At 47.0% G+C, this 23,346-nt stretch carries 18 protein-coding genes and 1 pseudogene; 1 reads left to right on the top strand and 18 read right to left on the bottom strand.

Translation table 11 applies throughout. The features are described from left to right. Positions 1 to 136 precede the first annotated feature (136 nt). The 13 genes and pseudogenes from TY10_RS04435 to TY10_RS04375 all read right to left on the bottom strand — a co-directional run bounded on the left by TY10_RS04435 (position 137) and on the right by TY10_RS04375 (position 17,132). The gene (locus TY10_RS04435; RefSeq protein WP_042160959.1) at positions 137 to 376 is read right to left on the bottom strand and encodes a DUF3977 family protein; all 240 of its coding nucleotides are present in this window, start codon (positions 374 to 376) and stop codon (positions 137 to 139) included. Positions 377 to 594: 218 nt separating this feature from the next. After that, positions 595 to 1,392: a CPBP family intramembrane glutamic endopeptidase gene (locus TY10_RS04430; protein WP_081735108.1), complete on the bottom strand. Its 798-nt coding sequence runs from the start codon at positions 1,390 to 1,392 to the stop codon at positions 595 to 597. 189 nt (positions 1,393 to 1,581) lie between these two features. Then, positions 1,582 to 2,304: a MerR family transcriptional regulator gene (locus tag TY10_RS04425; RefSeq protein WP_042160957.1), complete on the bottom strand. Its 723-nt coding sequence runs from the start codon at positions 2,302 to 2,304 to the stop codon at positions 1,582 to 1,584. 240 nt (positions 2,305 to 2,544) lie between these two features. Next, positions 2,545 to 3,435 (bottom strand): carbohydrate ABC transporter permease, encoded by an 891-nt coding sequence (locus TY10_RS04420; RefSeq protein ID WP_042160955.1) that lies wholly within the window; start codon positions 3,433 to 3,435, stop codon positions 2,545 to 2,547. Between the two features lie 19 nt (positions 3,436 to 3,454). Beyond that, positions 3,455 to 4,309, bottom strand: a complete 855-nt coding sequence (locus tag TY10_RS04415; RefSeq protein ID WP_052350359.1) for an ABC transporter permease — start codon at positions 4,307 to 4,309, stop codon at positions 3,455 to 3,457. A gap of 163 nt (positions 4,310 to 4,472) precedes the next feature. Then, positions 4,473 to 6,185, bottom strand: a complete 1,713-nt coding sequence (locus tag TY10_RS04410; RefSeq protein ID WP_238327430.1) for a type 2 periplasmic-binding domain-containing protein — start codon at positions 6,183 to 6,185, stop codon at positions 4,473 to 4,475. Between the two features lie 134 nt (positions 6,186 to 6,319). Continuing rightward, positions 6,320 to 8,002: a response regulator transcription factor gene (locus TY10_RS04405; RefSeq protein WP_042160950.1), complete on the bottom strand. Its 1,683-nt coding sequence runs from the start codon at positions 8,000 to 8,002 to the stop codon at positions 6,320 to 6,322. Continuing rightward, positions 7,995 to 9,770, bottom strand: a complete 1,776-nt coding sequence (locus TY10_RS04400; protein ID WP_042160947.1) for a sensor histidine kinase — start codon at positions 9,768 to 9,770, stop codon at positions 7,995 to 7,997. Before TY10_RS04400 ends, TY10_RS04405 begins: the two co-directional genes overlap by 8 nt. 291 nt (positions 9,771 to 10,061) lie before the next feature. After that, positions 10,062 to 11,786, bottom strand: coding sequence for an ABC transporter ATP-binding protein (locus TY10_RS04395; RefSeq protein ID WP_042160945.1), 1,725 nt, complete (start codon positions 11,784 to 11,786; stop codon positions 10,062 to 10,064). A 108-nt stretch (positions 11,787 to 11,894) separates the two neighbouring features. Continuing rightward, positions 11,895 to 12,908 (bottom strand): FecCD family ABC transporter permease, encoded by a 1,014-nt coding sequence (locus TY10_RS04390; RefSeq protein ID WP_042160943.1) that lies wholly within the window; start codon positions 12,906 to 12,908, stop codon positions 11,895 to 11,897. Next, a pseudogene (locus TY10_RS32450) lies at positions 12,905 to 13,919 on the bottom strand (FecCD family ABC transporter permease). The gene TY10_RS04390 and the pseudogene TY10_RS32450 overlap by 4 nt, the downstream one beginning before the upstream one ends. Next, positions 13,919 to 15,865 (bottom strand): AraC family transcriptional regulator, encoded by a 1,947-nt coding sequence (locus TY10_RS04380; RefSeq protein WP_042160941.1) that lies wholly within the window; start codon positions 15,863 to 15,865, stop codon positions 13,919 to 13,921. The pseudogene TY10_RS32450 and the gene TY10_RS04380 overlap by 1 nt, the downstream one beginning before the upstream one ends. A 301-nt stretch (positions 15,866 to 16,166) precedes the next feature. Further along, on the bottom strand, positions 16,167 to 17,132 hold the full coding sequence (locus tag TY10_RS04375; protein ID WP_202903144.1) for an NAD-dependent epimerase/dehydratase family protein: 966 nt from the start codon (positions 17,130 to 17,132) through the stop codon (positions 16,167 to 16,169). A gap of 333 nt (positions 17,133 to 17,465) precedes the next feature. On the opposite strand from TY10_RS04375, the gene TY10_RS04370 reads away from it, so the two are divergent. Beyond that, positions 17,466 to 17,726: a DUF4830 domain-containing protein gene (locus TY10_RS04370; RefSeq protein ID WP_155985694.1), complete on the top strand. Its 261-nt coding sequence runs from the start codon at positions 17,466 to 17,468 to the stop codon at positions 17,724 to 17,726. A gap of 80 nt (positions 17,727 to 17,806) precedes the next feature. Here TY10_RS04370 and TY10_RS04365 read toward each other — a convergent pair whose 3' ends face one another. The 5 genes from TY10_RS04365 to TY10_RS30235 form a co-directional block, all read right to left on the bottom strand. Further along, entirely contained in the window at positions 17,807 to 19,591 is a 1,785-nt protein-coding gene (locus tag TY10_RS04365) for an ABC transporter ATP-binding protein (RefSeq protein WP_042160936.1), read from the bottom strand. After that, complete coding sequence (locus tag TY10_RS04360) at positions 19,588 to 21,342, bottom strand: ABC transporter ATP-binding protein (RefSeq protein WP_042160934.1); 1,755 nt, start codon at positions 21,340 to 21,342, stop codon at positions 19,588 to 19,590. The genes TY10_RS04365 and TY10_RS04360 overlap by 4 nt, the downstream gene beginning before the upstream one ends. Positions 21,343 to 21,491: 149 nt before the next feature. Continuing rightward, a complete protein-coding gene (locus TY10_RS04355) occupies positions 21,492 to 21,758 on the bottom strand; it encodes a CD3324 family protein (RefSeq protein WP_042160932.1) in 267 nt (88 codons plus the stop codon). 309 nt (positions 21,759 to 22,067) lie between these two features. Continuing rightward, positions 22,068 to 23,105 (bottom strand): Cfr family 23S rRNA (adenine(2503)-C(8))-methyltransferase, encoded by a 1,038-nt coding sequence (locus TY10_RS04350; protein ID WP_042160931.1) that lies wholly within the window; start codon positions 23,103 to 23,105, stop codon positions 22,068 to 22,070. A 97-nt stretch (positions 23,106 to 23,202) separates the two neighbouring features. Continuing rightward, on the bottom strand, positions 23,203 to 23,346 hold the full coding sequence (locus TY10_RS30235; protein WP_155985692.1) for a hypothetical protein: 144 nt from the start codon (positions 23,344 to 23,346) through the stop codon (positions 23,203 to 23,205).

Raw genomic sequence — 23,346 nt, 5'->3', positions numbered from 1 at the left:
CTATTCTTTCCAAGCTTAGTATATAGCTTTCCATCGGACCGTTCCCTGCCATTGATAAATCAAATGAAGCAACGCTTCACAATCGCTAACGATATTGACGGTATAGGCAAAACTACCACCGCTTAAATAGCAAAATTCACTGATGACTAGTAATTCCGAAAAGTAATTTAAACGCACTCCGCGTTTTGTTCATTCTTTTTAAGCCCTCTTTGGAATCCCATATGAATACTTTCTTACCTAACCAAACTCTAAAATAAACAGAATGAAATACAATTGGCTTAACAATTCCTTTTTGCTCAAATTCTGTCCCATCAGCACGTTCTGTTTCCGTTCGAACTAACCAAGTGTTCCCTATGCCAAACTCGATATATTTCAAGCTGGACGACCTCTTTCATCACAGGCTATCAATCGGTTTTATAATACCACATATTGGAATCAAACTGAGCATTAGCTCAACGCTGTTCTCTTTTTTTGTTCAAAAGATAAGAATGTCAATGTAAAAAAAGCAATGAGCCCTGTTGTGGGCCCATTACATATCTTAATTAATTTATTATCCGGCTCTGCTTTCTATCTACCCGACTAAATCTTTATTCATTACACGCTTTGAGTGCCACCCCGTCGTTTTTCACGGCGGAGAATAATCGGAACCATGATCGCTGCAGTGATCGCCAAGACTGGAGCTAGTGCGCCAGCAATAGGAAACGACGACGAGACATTCGTAGAGAAGATGCTCAAGTCCCAGAGTCCATGCAGGAGCATAGAGAACACGAGTGTTCCCGTAGAACGCCGGGCAAGGTAGAAGATTGAACCGAGGCCAAAAGCGATCAATACCTGGAACAGAGCACCCGCCCCAATGCCCAGGAAGATGTTCGGCAAGTGGAACACTGCGAACATCGCTGTTGATAGCAGCCAGACCCCGGTTTCTCCGAATCGGCTGCGCAGCGCAACTAACAACTGGCCGCGGTTGATCATCTCCTCATTGAAGCCGACCAGGATGCTGCCGACAATGAGATACAGCCACATTAGGGGTGTGACATGGGCGAAATCGCTGATCAGCATGTTCACGATCGCGATGACCATCATGAGGATCGGGAGCGTCATCGTCCATCGGGAAAGACTCCGCCTTTCAAATAAGCTGGGGCGCCACCATCCGTAGACTGTGGCCATTATGATGGTCAGCAAGGCACCGCCAGACAACGGTATTACGTACCAGAGAAGAAGGGTCTGAACACTCTCGCCTACTCGCTTGTAGTCGACGCCGTTAAGCACAAAGATCGCATAGAAAACTGCGCTGTAGAGGAAATAGGTGAGAACACCCAATGCTGCGCGGGGACGAACCCGAAGAACGGAATCCGAGGATTGTTGCAGTATAAATCTATTGTTTGACATCATCAACACTCCCACTATTCGTTAATAGTTTCTTTCAACTCTTTTCAAAATTCCAACATCCAGTACTTCAAGAATTTAGAGGTAACATCTTGTACTTACACGTTTTTGCGAAAATGCGCATGGCGAAACAAAGGTTGGGCAGTAAATCCCAATCTTTGTATCTGTTGCTTTGATCTCACCGTGGATACGCCCTTATATTCCTTCTCCCTCTTTTAGAATCAGGTAACGCAACGCCTCGAAAAAGTAGTTGATAAGCTCCGGCTGAATGTGACTTGGAAACTCCATTCCTATAAGCGTTTTCCCCATTTCGCTCATCCCCAGCTCCTCCAGCGGTTGTCCAAGCAATTTATCGATTAACAGCTTCAGGCTGCGTGCACACTCCTGCACAAGTGGGTCTTCCGGCAGAAGCCCTTGTTTGGACATCAGGAGCAGATCATTAAACGCAATCATGATCTCGGGTTCCATGCTTGCTCCCCTCTTAAACATCGATTGTACGAATGCATCCGGCAGCCGCTCTGAAAACCACTTCTTTACCTCACCTTCGTGTTGGATGGAATGAATCATCATCATAATGAGTTCGGGATCCAGCGTATGGTTGTCATTAACGATCGCGCTTAACCGTTCCATTGTTGCCACAACCTGTTGGATGTGCTGCTGCTTCTGCAGCAGCAGCTCATATTGCTTCTCCAGAGAAGCTTTAAAGTCGCTGCCCTCCCCCTCCAAATATTCTTTAATTTCATCCAGGGAGTAATCTAAATATTTCAAGGCCAATATTTGCTGGAGACGGAACAAATCCTCGTCGGTATAAGTCCGATGCCCTTGCTCATTGTAGCCGCTTGGCTTGAGCAAACCCTTCTGATCATAAAAGTGCAGCGTACGTTTCGTCGTCGAGGTCAGTTTAGCGAATTGTCCCACCGTGTAGTACCTCTTGCTGATCTTTCTCAGCTCCTTTCTAGCGTCAGTATAAGGGATAACGTTACGTTATAGGCAAGCCTTTTTTGGATTCAACGCAATTCGGTTTTAGGAAGCATATAAGAATGTGCTTTTTCATCACTTGTACCAAAAAGCAAACGGCACAGGGATTTTCCCTATGCCGTCTCAGATTCTATTTTTCTTGGTAATGTTGTCACAGCTATTATCGTGACCTGCTCAGGCTCAACCCTTGACACTTCCAAGCACGAGCCCCGAAGTGAAGTATTTTTGCAGGAAAGGATATACGAGAAGTATCGGCAATGTGCCTACGAACAGCTGAGCCGCACGGGACGTTCTGGCATTTACGAAATTGAGCAAGTCGGAGTATTCTCCTCTGGCCATACTGATAAAATTCTCAGGATTGATGATGATCGTCTGTAAGTAGCTTTGCAGCGGATAATGTTCCGTACGGTTCATTAAGATAAGACCTTCAAACCAGGAATTCCAATGGTTGACGATACAAAACAGGGCTAACGTGGCTAATGCCGGCTTAGATAGAGGTGTGAAAATTCGCCAAAGCACCGTCCAATGGGTTGCGCCATCCATAAAAGCCGCTTCCTCCAGCTCTTTAGGCAAACCCCGGAAAAAGTTGAGCAGCACGATGACGTTGAATACGGGCAACGCGCCGGGCAAAATCAATGCCCAGATGGAATCGATCAAACCGGTTTTGCTGATGACCACATACCACGGAATCAAGCCTCCGCTGAACAAGATCGTCACGAAAAAGAACCAAGCGTACATGCCGCGCCACTTGAAGTTCCGTTTCTCCTTGGACAAGGAATAGGCGGCAAGAATCGTAAGGAACATATTAACGCTAACACCGAGTACGACCCTTTCCACAGAAACCCAAAGCGCACGAGAAAACTGTTCGGACTTCATGACGAACTCATAAGATTTCAAATTAAAATCAATAGGCAAAAACTTCACATCCCCTGCTGCAACAGCGGTGCTTCCGCTTAACGAGGTTGCCAGCAGATTAATGAACGGCAGCAGGCAGAGTATCGCCGTAAGCGCGAGAAACGTGTAATTGCCTACAACAAACAGTCTTCTTCCGAAAGTGTCGTAGCGATTCATGGGGAATTCATTCCTTCTATTAGAATATGCGATAGTCCGCAAACCTTGAAGCCAAATAGTAAGAGATCGAGATCAAGGTGAATGAGACAACGGATTTAAACAATCCGATTGCCGTAGCCGGCGAATACTGGGTCTGTTCAATACCAAGCCGGTACACGAACGTATCGATGATGTCGCCCGTCTCATACACGGAAGCACTGTATAAATTGAAAATCTGGTCAAAACCTGCATTCAGTACGTTTCCGAGACTCAATACGGACATTAGGATGATGATTGGCATCATTCCTGGCAATGTGATGTATATCGTCTGCTTCCATCGGTTAGCCCCATCGACACGGGCTGATTCGTACAGCGACGGATCAATGCTGGTCAGCGCGGCCAGGTAGATGACCGTTCCAAATCCGAACCCTTTCCATATATCAGATACAATCATCGTGATCGGAAACCAGAAAGGATCACCTAGAAAGTAAATAGGCTCGATACCGAACAAGCCAAGTCCCTGGTTGACGATTCCATCCGAAGGCGACAGAATATCGATCAGCACGCCCCCCATAATGATCCAAGATAGAAAATTTGGGAGATAGATGAGCGTCTGAAATGATTTCTTGAACAGTGATTTCCCCACTTCATTCAATAGCAGTGCGAAAGTGACGGGCACGACGATCATGCCTATGATTTTGAACAATGCGATCGTCAACGTATTCCATAAGATTTGCATCGAGCCAGGCATATAATAGACGTATTTGAAGTTGTCAAAACCGACCCACGGCGAGCTGAATAAATGTGCAGGATTGAACTTCTGAAAAGCTATGACGAGTCCGACCATAGGAAGATAACTATAAATGAGTACAACAATCACCGAGGGAAGCAGCATCAAGTGCAGCGGTGTGGTTCGGCTTCTTCCGATTCTTAGCAACGCCTTGTCTCCTTCCTATACAAGCACGGGCGAATGAGCATAAACGGCTGACGCCGTTCTTTCACGGCGTTCAGCGTTTATGTTCAGGGAATTCAGATGACTTCCTGTCCGCCCTATTACCTTATTTGTTATATTTATCGTTCATTTCTTGCGTAATGGCTTCGCCGCCGAGCTTATGCCAGCTGTTAACCATCTTGTCGAATTCGTCCAATGGAGCGCCCATAATAATCTTCGTAATGGCTTCTTTCTCAAGCTTCTCCAAAGTCGCTTTCTTCTCTGCCATCGTAGGCGTATCCACACCGCGATATTCCGTCGGCAGCACATTGCCGTTGTCGAACAGCTTCTGCAAAACCGAGAACGAGCCTACCGAAGAGTTTTGCAGCCAAGCACCAGAGGAATCCGGGTCTTGCGACTCCACCCATTTAAGTGCTGCGCTATATTTGCCGACGGATGAGCCAGCCAGCTTCGAAGTGTCTTTTGTTTCTAAGGCCTCAGAGATTTGCGTGTATTCCCGCGTACTCTGTTCCGGATCGCTGACTCCGATCGGAGCATTCCACATTCTTCCGCCGGCCGTAAAGTTGATGTATTCGTCCGCATCGTTCGTTTGGTTGATTTTCACATACAGGTTGATCAGCTTGATCGCGGCTTCCGGATTTGCGAACTTCTTGTTTACAACAATGTAGCTGCCTACCGGCCAATTGCCCGGCTGCTTCACAGGCTGATCGTCCGCAGAAGGTATCGCGTAAGGCATCAGAATCGCTCCGTTGCCGTTTTTCTTAATAATATCCGGTCCCGGATAATAGCCGTTCCAGTTCGAGCCGATCTCGATGCCGACTTTGCCGTTCGTCAGATCTTCGGCGATTTTAGCCGTATCCTTCAGGCCGAACTCCTTACTGATCAAGCCTTTTTTGAACATATCCTGAAGAACCGCCAAGCCCGCTTTCATCTCCGGCTGTACAGAGCCGTAAACGATTTTGCCATTAGCGTCCTTGATCCATGCGGCCGGGTAAGCATGATAAGCATTGAAAATGCCATCGGCGAGCGCGACTCCAGTCGCCGAAATGGAGGTGTCATAAAGGTTTTTATTGATGGCAATGCCGTATGTGTCGTTCTTTTTGTTGCCGTCCGGATTTTCCGTCATAAACACTTCAGCGATGTGGAGAAGCTCATCCATCGTCTTTGGAGGCGAAAGGTTGAATTTTTTCATCCAATCATCCCGAATCCAAACGACGCTTGGAATGCTGATCATTCCGAAATGCTGAGTGGAAATACCCATCAGCTTTCCGTCGATGATACCGGATTCAAAACCGGCTTTGTCGGCCTCCATAATCTTTCTGAGCTCCGGGGAGGCGAACTTCTCGTAAGCTTCCGTTAAATCCAGATTGAGACCGGATGCGGTGACCTGAGCAAATTGAACGTTGTCGACCGTATATACGTCGGGCAGATTGCCGGAGGCGATGCTGACGTTCAGTTTGGTCGTATACTGCGTCGCGTCTGCTGTCCACAGGTTTTTCATCTTAATGTTAAACGTGCTCTCAATCGCTCTTGTCCAGAGGTTGTCGTCGTACGTATCATTGCCAAGCTGGGTAATTCCCGTGTTGGTCTTCAATGCCGTCGTCACGGTAAGCGGCTTCTCATATTTCGACCATGGTCCATCTTCGGTTGCCGCGCTTGCCGAAGGCGAAGCTACGGATGTTTCATTAGCGGGAGTGCCGCTGTTTTCGGTTGTCTGGCCTGCATTTTCTTTTTTACTGCAAGCCGCTGCAACCAGAACGAGAACCAGCATAATAATTACGATTGTGGTTACGCGTGCTTTCTTCGTTTGACTCAACATAAACCCTCCTTGAATACGGTTCGTCATAATCTTCCTGGGAGGGGCCCCTATGAATGATTGTAAGCGCCACCATCGACGATTTATAGTTCAATTTGTTTACTTTCGTTTGATCCGTTGACCAGCTGAGCCGATATTCAGATAAGCTGATTACGGTATTCATTGGGAGTCTTGCCCGTCATTTTTTTGAACGCCGTCGCGAAATACTGCGGAGAATCAAACCCGACAGCTCTGGCAATGTCCTGAATTGGGCGCGTGCCGTCTTCAAGCAGCTCTTTGGCTTTGCCGATTCGTGCTTTATTGATGTAGTCGAATAAATTCGTTCCCGTTTCCTGCTTGAATAATCTCGAAACGTAGGAAGGATTGTAGTTCACCTTCTCCGAGATGCGAATAAGCGTCAATTCACCATGCAGGTTGCCTCTGACGAAAGCGATAATCCGCTCGATCAATTCACCCTCCCTGCTGGTCTGCTCATCTTCCTTCAAAGCGAAAACAGCGTGCCCCAGCTCGCGCAAATAGTCGAACGACTCTCGCCAGGAATCGAATCCGGTCGCAGGAATAAGCCTGCCCAAAGGGATACGATCATGGAGCTTGTCTGCAAGACGGTGTTTGTTGATGTAGGTCAGAAACAGCAGCGATATCGTGCCGTATACTTGGGATGCTGAAAGATCGCGCATGCGGGTAACGGCGCTCAGTCCCTTATCCACCTCATCCAGTTTTTCGAAAAATTCCTTGCGCAGTCCCTGCTCCAAGCAATCCTGTAAAGCCTCCGTTTTTCTAGCGTAGGCGCTTCCATCCAAGGCAGCCTTATTGGCTGCATCGAACGCAGACACTGCTTCTGCGTCTATCGAACATACAACGGGCATACCTCTCGGAGAATGGATCCGCATGTCGGCCATTGCTTTCAATAAATCCCAGCTTTCTTGTACAGAAGACCAAGCAACGGGCTGATCGTACAACAGGAATGATATCTTCGTCTCCAACGCTTCTTCGCTTGCGGCTTGCAGCGTTTCAAGGTTGCCTTTAACGAATAACATAGTTCTCCTCCAGAGCTGTTCATCACTTTCGTATACGGCATCGGCATCTTCTTCCATTCGTTTCACGGGCTGTATAAGCCATAAGAGATCATACTTCCCGATATCAATCAGCACATGTGAGGCGAACGGAGCTACATATTGCCCAGTCAAAGAGGAGAGCCCCCTCAAGCTCAGGAATCTCTCCGAGTAATCCTGGCTGACTATTCCGCCATGCACTCGACCAAATAGCAGCAGTACCGGCCGGTTCTCGTCAAAAGGAATATCCAGCTTATCCAGCCAGCCCCGATCCGCGTCCGCCAAACGCACCTTGCCGCCAATGACGTCGAGCAGCAATTCCTTGCGCAGCAGGTGGGAGACAAGCTCTTCTCTTTCCAGCACGCGGCTCCGCAATTGCCGGTTGCCTAACTCCTGCTCCAGTGAGGAGATTGCTTGCTTGACCGTATCGACGATCTCATCGTCGTCTTCCGTTTTCAGCAGGTAGCTCACCCCGTTTTGCTTCACTGCGCTGTATATGTATTCGAAATCATTGAAGCCTGTCAGGAAAACAATTTTGCAGCCCGGCCAGCTGTCTTTGATTTTCCCCATTAATTCAAGCCCGCTCATCCCAGGCATGCGAATGTCCGAGAGTACAATATCAATTTTGGCACATTCCAGATTTTGCAAAGCTTCTTTGCCGGAATAAGCCTTGATGATGTCTAAATCCATATCCAATTGATCCATAAACAGGTCATAAAGCCAATCTACAATGTGCCGTTCGTCATCCACAATCATCAATCTATGCATGGCTGTTCGCCTCCGTTTCCTCCGTTATAATCGTAAGACAGACCTGTAACCCGCCGGAATCCGATCGGTCAACCGTCAAACCGCTTCCCTCCCTACAGAACAGCTTGATGCGCCGATCGATATTCGCAAGACCGGTTACTTCCGTATAATCGTTGTCCTTATGCCAGCTCAGCGCCAGCTTCTCCAAATCCGCATCCGTCAGCTCTTCCCCGTTATCTTCGACGGTTATAACGAGCCCGCCCGATATCCCGGTGAAACGGACAGTGAGCAAGCCGTGATCCTGCTTATTCTCCAATCCATGCTCAAAAGCGTTCTCAATAATGGGCTGCAGGATAAGCCGCGGCACCTCCAGCTGTCCATAATTCGGAGGAAAATCATCGAAATCGACGGAAATTCTCCCCGCGAAGCGCATTGCCTGAATTTCCGTGTAAATTCGGGCATGCTCGACTTCCTTATCTAGCGTAACCGTCTCAGCGCCGTTTCTCGTAATAAATTGGAAATACCGGCCAATCTCCTTCGAGAAACGAAGTGCGTTCTCGTAATCTTCTTTTTTGATGATACGGTGCAGCAGAAAGTAACTGTTATATAAAAAATGCGGATTGATTTGCGTTTGAAGCTGCTTCAACTCGGCTTTCTGACTTAGTATTTTTTGCTCGTAAACTTGCTCAATCAGATTTTGCAAATTTTCTACCATGGCGTTGTAACGCCTGTACAAATAACCGAATTCGTCGCGGCTCGCATAATCGATTCGGATCTGAAGATTGCCGCTCTCCACCATTCTGAACGAGCGGATTAGCTTGACGAGCGGCTTCTTAATTAACATGTACAACGAGTAGGAATACGCCGCTGTAATCAAGACAGCGATCAAGAAGAAACTCCAGTTCCAAGTGACCAGCTTTTTCAATGAGGTCAGAATGCCTTCCTTTGGCAAAACGTAAGAAAGCATAATACCGGTAAAGTCTGACATCTTGTAAACTAGCAAATACGGCTTGCCTTGCAGATCGACGGAGATCGAACCGCTATCACTGCCCTGCACGGCAGCATCCAGACGTTCGGAGAGCTTAGCTAACGATTCTGCATCGTTTACGTTTTCTATCATGAACTGCTGCGAAGGCTTTCGTATAATAAATTTGCTGTCCTTATAGCCCTCCAATTGCAATTGTGCCGACTCTAGGGCCGTCTTGGACAGCTCGATCTCGATGATGAATAGCGGCGGCTTGCCGCCTTGCGCATAATTCGGGAAGCCAGCCAGCATCAGCAGACGATCCTGCCAATGAACGATTTGCGAGCTGGAATCGCTTTCAAGTGCCTTCAGACCATCGAATTCCTCCAGTACTAACTCGCTGTATAAGCCGCTGGGATAGCCATCCGCGTTAATAGACCATTTCAAAGAAGGAATAAGCACCCTCACTCCTTGAATATAACCGCTGCTGCTCTTAATGGAGGATAGCCGTTGATGGATTCTAAGAATCGCTTTCGTTTTCTCGAAATTATCCAAATACTGCGAGGAGTTGGCAATTTGGTTCAAGTCCTCGTCCTGCGTCATATCGAGCTGCAGCTTCTGAATACGTTGGATGTCATGGTCAAGATTGTCCATATAGTAAGAAACCTGCAGCTTCATCGAATTGAAGATTTCTTCGGACAATTGCTGACTGCTCCACTTGTAGCTCCATATCCCAAGCACGAAAATAGGTATCATGCTGACCAGAAATGTTACTATCAGTCTAGTAAAAATAGATTGCTTCCAAAATACCCCTGTATCGTTCATACGAAGTCCCCTCACATTGAAACCGTTTACTTTTGCTTCTGAGTTTAACATGAATGACGTAAGTGCGGTATCCCGGACCAACAGTTAGCTTGCCGCAACTGGCTTCTTAGCCGTCATAATGTCTAGTTTGGCTAGGCGCGGAACGCGTAAGAAGACCGTCAGGGAACCTGACGGTCTTCTTGGGGCAGATAACGAGAAATAAACGATCAGTTATGCACGTAGAAGGGAAATACAGGAAGCAGCTATCTCTCCCCGCTCCCTAAGGCAATCTTTCGGTATGCGGGCTTACAATCAAGAGGCTTGCGTCGCATGCAATCGTGCATAAATGCCGCCGCTGCGCAGCAGCTCCTCATGCGTACCCCTCTCGGCAATCTCCGTACCATCCAGCACGACGATCTGGTCAGCATGACGGATCGTCGATAACCGATGGGCTATCACCAGTGTTGTACGATCCTTGGATATGTCGTCCAGCGCCCGCTGGATCTCTTGTTCGGTCTTCGTATCAAGTGACGATGTCGCTTCATCCAGAATGAGGATCGGCGCATTTCGCAGAATCGCCCGTGCTATCGACAACCGCTGTTTTTGCCCTCCGGACAGACGCACACCGCGTTCACCAATCACGGTATCATAGCCTTGCTCCATCTGTGCTATAAAATCATGTGCTTTCGCCGCTTTCGCTGCGGCAATCACATCTTTCCGGGTCGCGTTCTGCCATCCATAAGCGATATTGTCATACACCGAGCCATCGAACAGGAAGGTATCCTGCAGCACCATTGAGATATTGTCACGCAGACTGGAGAGCGTCACATCATGAATATCAATGCCATCCACACGAATCGAACCTGCCTGCGGGTCGTAGAATCGGTTAACGAGACTGGCCAAAGTCGTCTTTCCCACACCGGTTGTGCCTACAAGCGCCACCGTCTGTCCGGGTTCAATGGTTAGATTGAGCCTCTCTAGTACAGGTGAACCATCTTGATAGGCGAAAGTAATATTTTCAAAGGAGATCTGTCCTTGCACACGCGGCAAGCTGACTGCGTTTCGCTTCTGCTGAACGTCTTCCTCTTCTTCCAGCACATCATATACCCGTCTAAGGCCAGCGGCGGCTCGACCAGACATTTCCACCAGGCCTGAAAAGGACTTTACCGGTTGATAAAACATACCCAGATAGGCAATGAACCCGACGATATCAGCAATACTTACCTCGTTTGTTGCCAGTAATCTGCCGCCCAGTATCACAACGAGCACGGTACCCAGCGCGGTTACAAATGCCAACAAGGGTACAGAGGTTTCATAGACCAGACTGGCGCGCAAATACGTTTTTGTATGCTTCATGGCCAGACGAGAAACGTTGCCCCGCTCCTCCTCCTGCCGATTGAAAATCTGAATTTCCTTCATACCCGACAAATTTTCCTGTACCTTGCCAGCGATTTCTCCACGCGCCTTAGAATTCTCTCCCCACAGCGGCGACAAGCGCTTGCTCTGCCATACTGTGATTGCAAGCAGCAACGGAATCGTAATCAGACTGATCAGTGCCAGCTTTACATTAATCGTCAAGAGCAGGATGCCAACTCCGATAAAGGTCAGTCCGTTGATAATAAAATCAGGAATGGCATGAGCTATGAAAATTTCCGCTTCCATCGCATCATTGACAACGCGCCCGGTCAAGTCTCCCGTCCGGCTTCGATTGAAATAGCGCAAGCTCATCTTCTGATATTTGCTATACAATCTTGTTCGTAAATCCGCCACATAATGAAGTGCGGCATAATGATTCATATAACCTGCCAATGATGTTCCAATAGCTTGCAGACAGGTGGCTCCAAGCAGCAATAAGCCAATCTTCAGCGCTTCTGCAGCAAACTGACTGCTGCCTTCAGTTGCCAATTGTGTCAACGAGCGAAGCGCCCATGGCAAATAAAATCCGGCAATCGTGGCCAGCACGACACCGGCAAATCCAATGCCTAACTGCAACCAGTATTTACGTGCGCCCATAAGGACGCGCCATGCGATTTTCATGTAACAATCGCCTCCTTCTGTTCTATAACTCTTAGCAATCCTTATCCTTGCTTATCCGTCCATTGTTCTCCACGCTTATTGCGTTTTCATACATGCCATGAGGTCCTCTTAATTAGCCTTCGCTAATAAATAAAGAAAGTACGGCATACTGATAACCGTAATGACGATTCCCGTCGGCACATCTCCCCCCAGGCTAACCATGCGCGTAATCGCGTCTGCCAATACCACGACGAAGCTCCCTGTGAGACCGGCAGCCGGAACGAGCAATTTGTGATCAGGCCCGACTAGTTTTCTTGCTATATGAGGTGCGATCAGGCCAACGAAGAAGAAGCTTCCGCCCACGGCCACACTGCCAGAGGATAAAGCAACAGCAGCGATTGACAACAATAAAAACTGCCGCTTCACGGCAAGACCCAGCCCCTGTGCCGTCTGGTTGCCCAAATGAAGGGTGTTCAGCATCCGAGCCTTATAGAAAATATAGCCGAATAAAATCAGGACCCACGGTGCCAGAATGGAAATATAACGCCAATCAGCTCCCCACAAGCTCCCCGCCAGCCAGTGCAGCATGAAGTTCATCTGCGAATCATCCAGCTTGATTGTCAGAAAGTTGGTCAGAGCTCCATACCCGCTTCCGAGTGCGACCCCGGTTAAGATCAAACCGATTGGCGAGATGTCTCTTCCACGGCGATAAGATAATATGAAGATTAATCCCGCCGCCAACAGTCCGCCTGCAAAGGCAAGCAATGGCAGAGCAATAAAGGAGCTCTTGCCTGTCGATGCAATGAATACGACGAAGAGCAAGACAAACAAACCCGATCCCGAACTAATCCCCAGTGTCCCCGGACTAGCCATGTCATTGCGCAGCAAACTCTGCATGACTACCCCAGCGGCTCCCATTCCCAGACCTACCAATATCGACAATACGATTCGTGGCAAGCGAAAATCAAATACGATCAAATTGTGTTTATCGGTACCATTTCCCATAAGAACACTCAGCACTTCTAGCGGTGAAAGATTCATCTTGCCAGAATTCATACTAATGACAGCAAATATAAGGATGAGTATAAGTAGCATTACATTGACGAAGATGCCCCGTTGCAACGTATAACGCTGCTTGGTCATACCCGCCTGCGAGCCAGGAAGAGGAAGTATGGCACACCAATGATAGAAAATATAATGCCCATCGGTGTTTCGAACGGCTTATTGATCAAGCGGCCAGCCAGATCCGCCGATACGGTCAGCAACCCTCCGTATAGCGCAGCGGCCGGAATAATGTACCGATAGTCGACTCCAACCATATATCGCACAATATGCGGAGTAATTAAACCAATAAAACCGACCGGACCAACCACGACAACAGCCAATCCAGTAAGCACGAGCACGATAATCGTTGATAAGCCTTTGACCAGTCTGCTGCGAATACCGAGTCCGCTTGCCACATCATCCCCCAAACTAAGCAGTGTAACGGAAGGAGATAACGCCAGTGCCAGCAGTACACCGCCAACGAATAACGGTGAGATAATCAGCAATTCTCCCCACTTCACCCCCGCTGTACTGCCTGCCGTCCAAAATGCCAGAGCTCGCCCCCAGGTTGTAATTGATCGCCAAATACTGACTGAGTGCGCCAAACAGCATGGAGATGGATAATCCTGCCAGTATCAACCGCTGAGGCGTCATTCCTCGCTTGCCTAGTGAAGCGAAGAAGTAGGTCATTCCGGTAGCGAGCGCTGCTCCCAGACAGGCAAACAGCATCATGTGCCCATACGAATAACCCGGCAGAAAAGCCAGGCAAAGTGCAATCGCGAATGCTGCACCTGAGCTGATCCCCATCAGCCCAGAGTCAGCAAGCGGATTGCGCGTCGTCCCCTGCATGATAGCACCGCATACCGAGAGGCTGCACCCGACGATCAGATCGGCTACAGTACGCGGAAGACGCAGGGTTTGAATAATCTGATGCTCAGTGAGAGTTGGATCAAACCGGAAAATAGCCTCCCATGCCGTCGCTAACCTCATGTCTGCGGCACCGAAGCTAATCGATGCCGCAGACATGAGAACCGTTAATCCAAGCCCTGCTACCATATACATGGTGAAAGTTATCACCCTGCGGCGTTTTTGTTCAGGCTTGTTTTTCATCACGATTTAGCTAATGCCACCAATTTATTAACAATATGATCAATTAATGCACTGGAAGTCATGATATCCGTGGACCAAGATAGCGATGTACCGACCGTGACGATCCGATTATGCTGCACAGCAGGAATCGATTTCCAGATTTCATTATTTGCAGGAACTTCCGTATCGCCTAAGGCGATCAGATAATCACCTATATAAGCGGCCAGAACCTCCATCGAGATATCTCCCCAATATTTATCAGTGTCAATAATATCCGTTTGAACTTTTGACGGAGCCTTCATTTGAAGTTCATTATAGACAAGCCCCCCTACCGCATGCTTAGATCCAGCTATGTAGTTACTTTTATCACCGAATTCTCCCATAGTTATCGTCACGTCTGATAGACCTGCATTTTGAAGGGTAAGCTTTGCTTCCTTGATTTTTTCGGCATAAGCATTCAGAACCGCTTCAGCCTCTTCTTGCTTGTTCAAAACTTCGCTAATAAAATGGATCCGCTCTTCTGTAGTCATATCCCCATAAGGAACATAAATGGTCGGGGCGATTTTGGATAATTTTTCATAATTTTCATCACCCCATGCTAGAATAATCAGATCAGGCTCAAGAGTCATGACATCTTCCGGCTCCATATTTATTTTAATGGAATCTGTAATCTGCTTAGCAAAAACAGCCTCCGTATCGTCCCTTGTCACTCTCGCTACACCTAGAGGAGTTACACCTAGGGCCACCACATCTCCAATCAAATAATCGACTACAACACGCTGAGGCTTGTTAGGCACCTCAACATCACCCTTAACTGTAGAGATTGTTCGGGTCTGCGACACTTCCGGTTGTGTCGTCTGTTGGGTCTGTTCAGGTACCGGATTCACCGTTCCGCCGTTATTGGCTGGCGTCCCCGACGTACATGCCGACAATAACAGCATTAGGCTCATCGCCGCCGCCAAGATTATTTCTTTCTTTCTTACTTGTCCAAACATCGTTGATTCCCCATCTCTATAAGATCTGACTAGATTCACTAGTTCCCTATCATTGTAAAGATGATGATAATCATTATCAATACCACCAACCTGCATGGACAGTGCGTTTATTTTCCGATAATCACTAGGTGTCATCTTGTAATACTTCTTAAACATCCGAAACAGGTTTTTCTCATCTGCAAAACCAGAGCCTATTGCGATTTCTTTAATCGTAGCTTCTGTATGCTTCAAATCATGACAAGCAGCTTCAATCCTTCTCTGAATGAGATACTCCTGTAAGCTTAATCCTTCCTTCTTCTTGAACAGCCGCGTCAATTGCCCGCCACTGATCCCAAACCTATCGGCAATTTCTTGAAACATGATCGGTTCCCTGTAATGCTTATCGAGATAAAGCTTGGCAGAACAAGCTGGATCTGGCTGTAGATACCGAATCTCACCAGTCTCAAAATCTCTGTACACCCCATGAATCAATTGATAGAGAAAACTTTTGGCCTGCAGCTGATCGATCGCTTTGCCGCGGTTCCATCCATTCATCATCTGTTGAAACCAATCAAGCAGCAAGATAGGATTACTTGGCGTATAACCAAACTGCTGAACAAACGGATTCACTTGCTCTAGCAACTGCTGCAGGTACTTCTTGAATAAAAGAGGCAATTCTGCTTTATAAAGCACCATAAAGGTCTTCACAGTCTCCCCTTTAGGCGAAATACTGAGCAGGCTCCCCTTCCCGCCGTGAACTAGACCGAAGCGCTCCATTCCAAATGAGGTTTCATTCAGTTGAATTTGGGCTTCTCCTCCATATGCATAGATAAACATGCTGCTAGGCAATTTATACTGTTCCAACGGGTGTTGGTACTCTATATTCAGAAAGCGCACATCTATTAATGTAATAATCGAACGTGTCCATATACGGGCCATTGTATCTATCATTTCCGGTGTAAATACCTGGCTGGCTTCTGCTTCCTCTTGCATCTATCCGCGCTCCCTAATTTCACTTTTCCATAATTTATATGTATCAAGCATGAATTGATTTTGATTATCAATATCATGATTATGAGATAAGTATATCATTATTTAGTAACATTGGGGAGCAGACAACGCAAGAAGAACTCTTGTAATCCAAGCCATGAATATTTACTTTATAAAATCCAATAAGAAGCTTAAAGGGTACTCCTGTGTTGCCACAGCATGCAAAACGAGCACGGGATTCGCTCCCATGCTCGTTTGTCATAAGATATCAATTTATCAGTAATATCGACCATTAGTTAAAAAATCATCCATTCAGCGTTCTCCGCTGCAACTCCTGAATCGTGATCCGCATGCCCTCTTCGAATGGTGTTGCCTGCAGTTCGCCAATTTGCCGCTTTAGCTTTTCTCCGCTAAGTACAACTGGTTCTTTGGTCAAATAAAGCATTTCAACGATTTCCTTCATAACCGGAACCCCCATACCGATTAAGCTCAAACCGATCCTCCCGAGTGAAATAATCGGTTTGGAGCTGCCGCTTGCCCTCTGAGCCAGCCGTACAATATCTTTGCCGGAGATTAGTCCCGCGCCCGGAATGTTCCAGTTCTGTCCATAAGCCTCTTCGTGATCAGCCAGGCTCACGATCATCTTTGCAGCGTCTGGCAAATATATATACTCCCGAGGGACACGCATATTGCCAACGAAAAAGGCTATCTTTCCAGCCGCGATTGCTTCTAAAGTAGAACCCAAATAGGAAGCATCATTAGCTGTCGGGCCATAATAATCCGGCAAACGGACGATACTCACTTTCGTCTGATTCCATCTGTCAGCAAACAACATTTGCTCAAAAGCGAGCCTCGTCTTTCCCTTCCTCGTATGCGGCTGCTTCGGATGATTTTCGCTGACCCGCTCCGTCTGTGCTCTGCCGTATGGATAGATCCCATCAATCGCTACCACTTTCATGCGGAGCCGGCTCGCTGCCTCCATAACGGATTCACCCAATGGAATCAATTTGCTTTCCATTTCATGGTACAGAACATTCGCTGCATGGAATAATACCTCTGTATCTTTCGCTGCCGCTGCAATATCATCCGGCCGAAAAGCATCCCCTACAGCAATTGACAAATGACTAGGATTCCCCAGCCTTGCCGTTAGCTTCTCCAGCTTCTGCCGTGAACGGCCAAAAGCAATTGTAGGAATGCCTCTCTTTACTAACTCTTCTGTGATTACCGAACCTGTTCCTCCCGTTGCTCCAACAACGATTGCGCTTTTCATGGTCATCAGCCCCTATTTAGTGATTGATCAATAACTAAACTATAAACGCAAGTTATTGATTGGTCAATAACCAATTTAGTGATTAACCAATCGCACTTATAGTTGTTAAGCCAACTGGCAATGAAATTTGCAACATTCATGGGGGGCTTCACGTCTAATAACGAAATGTAAAAATTTGAGAAACGGAGGTGCTCTGAGATTAAACGAATTTGTTTAACATTATGTTGTTTAGTTTTGCTGTTTGGTTGCAGTAAAGAGACGGACCATAGCGGTCAGAACCTGGTTAATCATGTTGAATACCTTAAATCGTTTGGCTGGCATATCGAAGAGAAAATGAATGAAAGAACACAAGAGACAAAAAACTTTCTACCTGCAGCAAACGCGGGTATTGATTTGAAGCCCTATAAAGAAATTGAAATTACAACCTACCTGCTGAAAGAAAAACAAATAAAAGGAAAGAAAATATACGCCTCCATTTATGAATATAATGGCCGTATTATTGGAGGAAACGGACAATTAGAGGAATGGGAGCCTGGCGTTTTTCCTTTGAAAGATAAAAAAAGGCTAATCGATGCAGGAACAATAACCAAATAGCATGGTTGCTTTATTACGCGATCGGGACACGACAGAATAAACCGCCTTTTTAACGAAGGCGGTTTTCGTAGAGTCAACTATCAACAGTAGAATTTAACAAAGCCTGCATTAAAAAGCGCATTTTCATTTACTTGCTCCATTCCATTACTCACATTATGCATTTTCCGGTACAGACCATTTTGCAGCAGCAGCTCTTCATGCGTACCCTCCTCTGCGATTCTGCCTTGATCCATAACGACAATGCGCTTGGCCAGATGGCTTGCAAGCTCCAATCGATGAGTAACGATTACAGCCGTTTTATGAACGAGCCATTGCTTCATTTCCAGCATGACACTTTGTTCGGTACTTTCATCTAGAGCAGAGGTTGGCTCATCCATGACGATGAAATCCGGTTCAGCTGTATAAAGGCGTGACAAGCTTACACGTTGTTTTTGACCGCCTGATAACAATCCTCCACGCTCGCCGATCTCGGTCTCATACTGATGCTCTAACTGCACAATTTCATCGTGAATCCATGCTTTTTGCGCTGCTGATACAATGCTGTCATCCGTTGCTTCCATACAGGAAAGCCGGATATTCTCCCTCACGCTGCCGGTAAACAAATAGGGATTCTGTGTCAGATACAGGATGTCTTGCCGGTCCGGCCCCGCTACACTGCGATTAATCCGTATGCTCCCTTCTGTCTGCCCAAGCAGACCGCTGCAAAGCTCTACAAACGTCGATTTGCCGGAGCCGCTGGCTCCAACGACCGCTACAACTTCTCCATGCTGCAAGGTGAAATTCAAATTGCGGATGATAAATTCCGAGTCCGGTGATGGCCGATAGGAGACTCCACTCATTTCGACTGCGGCTGTTACCCTCATTGCTCCGTTATCTTCCTTTGTTTTCTCTTGCTTTAGAGTCATCAGCTCATGAATCCGCTGGAACGCCCCTCCCCCTTCATACAGCCGGTTCCACTGCTCCGACAACCCGATTATTGGCCATATTACGAGCTCGAAAAGCAAACTGAACGTCGCGATCGTTCCTGGAGTCATCGTTCCTTTAATGGCAGCCAGACTGATAAGCAGCAAAGCGCCGATGTGCAGAAGATTAAATACACCTTCCGTTAAATGATGACTTAAGCTTCGGGTTGTATCCAGCCGCTTGCGGCATTGAATGAGCAGCTTCCGTTTGGCCGCAATGCCGCTCATCAATTGATCACCTATTCCATAGATCTGAACGATGGACATTCCTTGCAGCATTTCCTGCGTCATTCCGCGAATATCACTTTCCAGCACTTGAATGTCTGCCGACAGGCGCTGAATGCGGCGGTCAAACAGCCTTCCGACAACCAGCAGCAATGGAGCACCTAACAACGCAAAGAGTGCCAGCGACAGATCAATCGTGAGCAGATAGACAAATGAAGCAGCAATGATAACTGTAACTGTAACGAATTCGATGGAGGCATCTACGATATCGGCACCATATTCGGTATCCTCTTTAATGCGGGTCACTAAATCGCCGCTATGATACTGACGTGCTTTTTCGTAAGGCATTTCATTGACTGTCCGGAACAAATCAGCCGCTATATCGCGCTGAACAAGCCCTCTCAGCTTACGGATCAAATAACGGTGAATGACAATAAGTCCAATAGACACAGCCATGAGTATCGCAACCCATTGAACTGCCGCAAGCAGCTTAGCTGTTGTTCCAGTATGTGCCATATCGATAAAGAAACCCTGCATCTTGGCAATCCCGATATCGAACAATATATCGACTGCGATGAGAAATGGGAACGCCGACAACAGCAACCCGTATCTCTTGGCATAGCGGAAAATAAACGACAGCTGCGCCCTCATCCCTGCCTGTGTATATGTGTTATTCATCTCCGTTCACCCTCTTCCCCTTCTCTTTCGTTTACCCATTTGAAATAGAATCCGCGACGGTTCATTAGCTGCGTATAGGAGCCCGATTCTGCGATTTTGCCGTTCTCCAGCACAATGATTTGATCGGCTTGCCGGGCCAGCGAGAGTCTATGCGTAATACAAACGACTGTCTTTCCTTGACGATACTGATGCAAGGATTCCATAACAAGCGCTTCGTTTACGAGATCTAAGGAAGCCGTTGGCTCATCTAACAATAAGAGGGATGGATTTCTTACGTATGCTCGTGCTAATGCTAACCGCTGCATTTCACCGCCAGACAGCTTGGCCTCGTTTTCGCCAATTCGTGTATCGTACGACAATAAACGGCTCTTAATGTTGTCATGAATGCAGGCTAATCGAGCAGCTTGCTCGATCTCGTCCTGTGAGGCGTCTTCGCGGCCAAAACGGATATTGTCCCGGATCGTTCCTGTAAACAGGATCGGTTCTTGAGAAACAAGCGCAAGCTGCGAATGCCATGCAGATGAAATTTCAGAATTATTGCAGTACATTTTCCCTGATGTCGGCTCTATTAATTTGGATAATAGCTTTAATAAGGTAGATTTGCCGGAACCGCTTCTGCCAACGATGACTGTCAGGGCTCCTTGTGGAATGGTCACATTAATATCGTCTAATACGGGCCGTGAACCTTTGTAAGCATAAGAAACCTGTGACAATTGAAGAGAGATCTCTGAGACTTCATCTTTTCTTCTATGACAAGATTGCACTACAGACTCCTCTGCATCCAGAAAATGTTGAAAACGGCTCGTATGCGCAATCGAGGCGATCAGCTCATTCCAAATGCCGGAAATCGACTGAATGGGTCTCGTCAGCTTCCCGCTGGCTACCAGAAAGGCTGTAAGCCCGCCGATGGTCAGATTCCCTTGAAGGGTCTGATAACCGCCAAATCCTAAAATAAACATCATGCTCCCGAACATAAAAGCGCGATTCGCGTAATCGAACATCCCGTCATAGACAGAAATCATCAGATCACGTACACGAATGCGATTCAGTTTTTGTGTGTACTTATGAAGGAACAAAGTGCGTAACGAAAGTGCGCGTACGCTTTGTCCGCCTTGAATCGCATCCTGCAAAAAAGAATCTCCGCGCGCCGCTTCTGTATTACGCTGATCGTGCTGCCGCTTTAAAAGTCCAGTCAGCGGATAGGTGATAACCGGGAAAGCCAGCGCAAAGCCAATCATGCCCAGCGTTAGTGTCAGATTCAACCAGCTGAAATAGGCAAAGGCAACGCCTAACTGAACGATGTTCGTGAAGAAGAGCAGAAACTTGTCGTTAAGCCCTTTTTGCGCTTCAGCCGCAGAGTCATTGATTCTGCTGTATAAATCCGAGCTATGATAGTCTGCCAAGTCGGATATTTTTTTCAACGATACAGCTTGAAGCAGTTTCATTTGCAGCCGGGATGTGGACTGATTGTAAAAGACTGACTTCAGCCATGCGATAACCACATTGATGGTCAATTGGGCGGTAATTGCTGCCAACCCGACGTATATCCCGCTATATACGAGTGCAGACGAATGCTCTGCAGCACCTGTTATCATTCTGCGAGTAGCTTCAATGATGCCAAGTCCAATAACGGTTGAGAGCAAGGAAGCCAGAATGACGAGCAAATACCAGCCCATATAAGGCTTAGATAGCGATAACAAACGAATGAAAGAACGATAGGTCGATTGACTAGAACGGCTCGCTGTGTCCATAATAATGAGTACTCCTCAAAGCATAACTGCTTTTAGACCTATACTATTAAAAGCCGCCTTCTAATCCTAGGGAACAAACAGGTATTAAAAATTGTAGACACAAAAAAGAACCGCATCGGATCAATGCCGATACGGCTCTTTGAAGAGCGCTATTTTTTGGAATAGACAATTTTTTTAATACTGCATGAAGAGAGAAAAAAACGGTCCGACAGCTGGTCGATCGTTTGCCCAACGGAAAACAGATGACGAATCTCCTCATTCCGCTGGATGAGATTTTTCCGGCTTCCAGACGCTTCTCCCCATTTTTTGCGTATGCCTTTAGGCTTCGGAATATACACCATCTCACCGTGTACATACTTCTGCATTTCTTTCAGCAGCGCTTCTGGAAAAACAAGATCGGCTTTGACATATTTCATACTTGCTCCGCTCCTTAAAATAGTATTTCTTTTTAAGGGAGCAAAGCCTCGCTATAAACAAACTTTAATGATCTTGTCATGTTATGGCGGTAAATAAACTCCGATTAAGCTCTATGCAAACAACCGCCGTTGTTTATAGTAAGACTTTGCATAGAGCGGCTTTCTAAATTATTCTCAATCATTTTCATGGGAACTTCCCCCCTTCTCTAGATGCTGAACCCAGTTATTAGGTGATGTTATTCGTATATTCGCTGCTTTATGCCAAATCCCTTCCCTGACTTTGAATCTTCTTCCATTTCAACAAAGCAATCACATTTTTCCTTCCGCATACAGCTGACCGCAAGCGGCCCCAATATCCGATCCAAACTGCGTCCTTACGGTAACATTGATTCCTTTGGACTTTAGCATTTGAACGAAAGCATTGACCCGGTTCCGATCGGTTTGTTCATAGCGTTCAACAGTCTCATCGGTCGAATTATACGGGATCAAGTTCACATGATAAAGATGCTCCCATTGACCTCTGTCCCGCAGCAAAGCGGCAACCGCCTCAGCATGTTCTATTGAATCATTCGTCCCTCTCAGCAAAATATATGCGATGTACACTTTCCTGCCCGTACGCTGGATATGATGATCCAATGCGTCCATCACTTCATCCAGCGGGAAGCGGTCATTGATCGGCATCAGCTGGCTTCTCTGCTCATCGAATGGAGAATGCAGCGAAAAGGTTAGATTGACTTGCGGATACTCTTCCATCAGCCTGATCATACCCGGCAATATACCGATTGTAGAAACTGTTATTCTACGATGGCCCAAACCGAATAGCTGAGGGTCCGCCAAAATTTTCAACGCATCGAATAAATAAGGATTGGCAAGCGCCTCACCCATTCCCATGAAAGAGACGCTGTCCAGGGCATGACCATTTATGTGAAAATTCAGCAGCTGATCCGTTATTTCATCTGCCGTTAAATGACGCTTCAAGCCCATTGTACCTGTAGCACAAAAACTGCAGCGGAAGCCGCAGCCGCATTGGGACGAGATGCAATACGATTCCCAGCCGCGTTTGTAGCTTAATCGAACGGCCTCCACTCGTTCACCGCCCGCTACGGCAAACAGAAGCTTGCTTACTTGCGCAGATTGCTTTTCCAATACAGGTGTAACGCTGCTTACTGAATGTCCAAGCTCTCGGATGAGCTCATCGCGCAACGGTTTGGGCAGCATCTTCATTTGTTCATACTCACCGATTCTTTGCTGAAAAATCGCGGTTGTGATCTGCTGGTATCGATAGCTTGGCTGTTTCATGCCCAATATGATTTGTTGAATCTTCTCATATTTCGATGTTGGTTTCATAACTTTCTCCTTTTGCCCACGGAGAAAAAACGCAAAAAAAGCACCAGGCCGCCGGTGCTTTTTGCGCTTTACGTTAACCAAGCTATACGAAACCGCACTACACGATAATGACAAGCATACCGCAAAGTGTGTTTGATCTATAGAAGGTTAACGTTCCGGTAGCTTCTTCGTTATTTTTGTGAACCATGCCGTTCTTCAAGCGCAATGACAGGCTCACCTCAACATCTACAACCTCAAGCAT

Origin of the sequence: Paenibacillus gorillae (genome assembly GCF_000513275.1) — a bacterium.
GTDB classification, from domain to species: Bacteria; Bacillota; Bacilli; order Paenibacillales; family Paenibacillaceae; genus Pristimantibacillus; species Pristimantibacillus gorillae.
The sequence above is the reverse complement of the archived record's forward strand: the minus strand, read 5'-3'. Positions and strand labels throughout refer to the sequence as shown.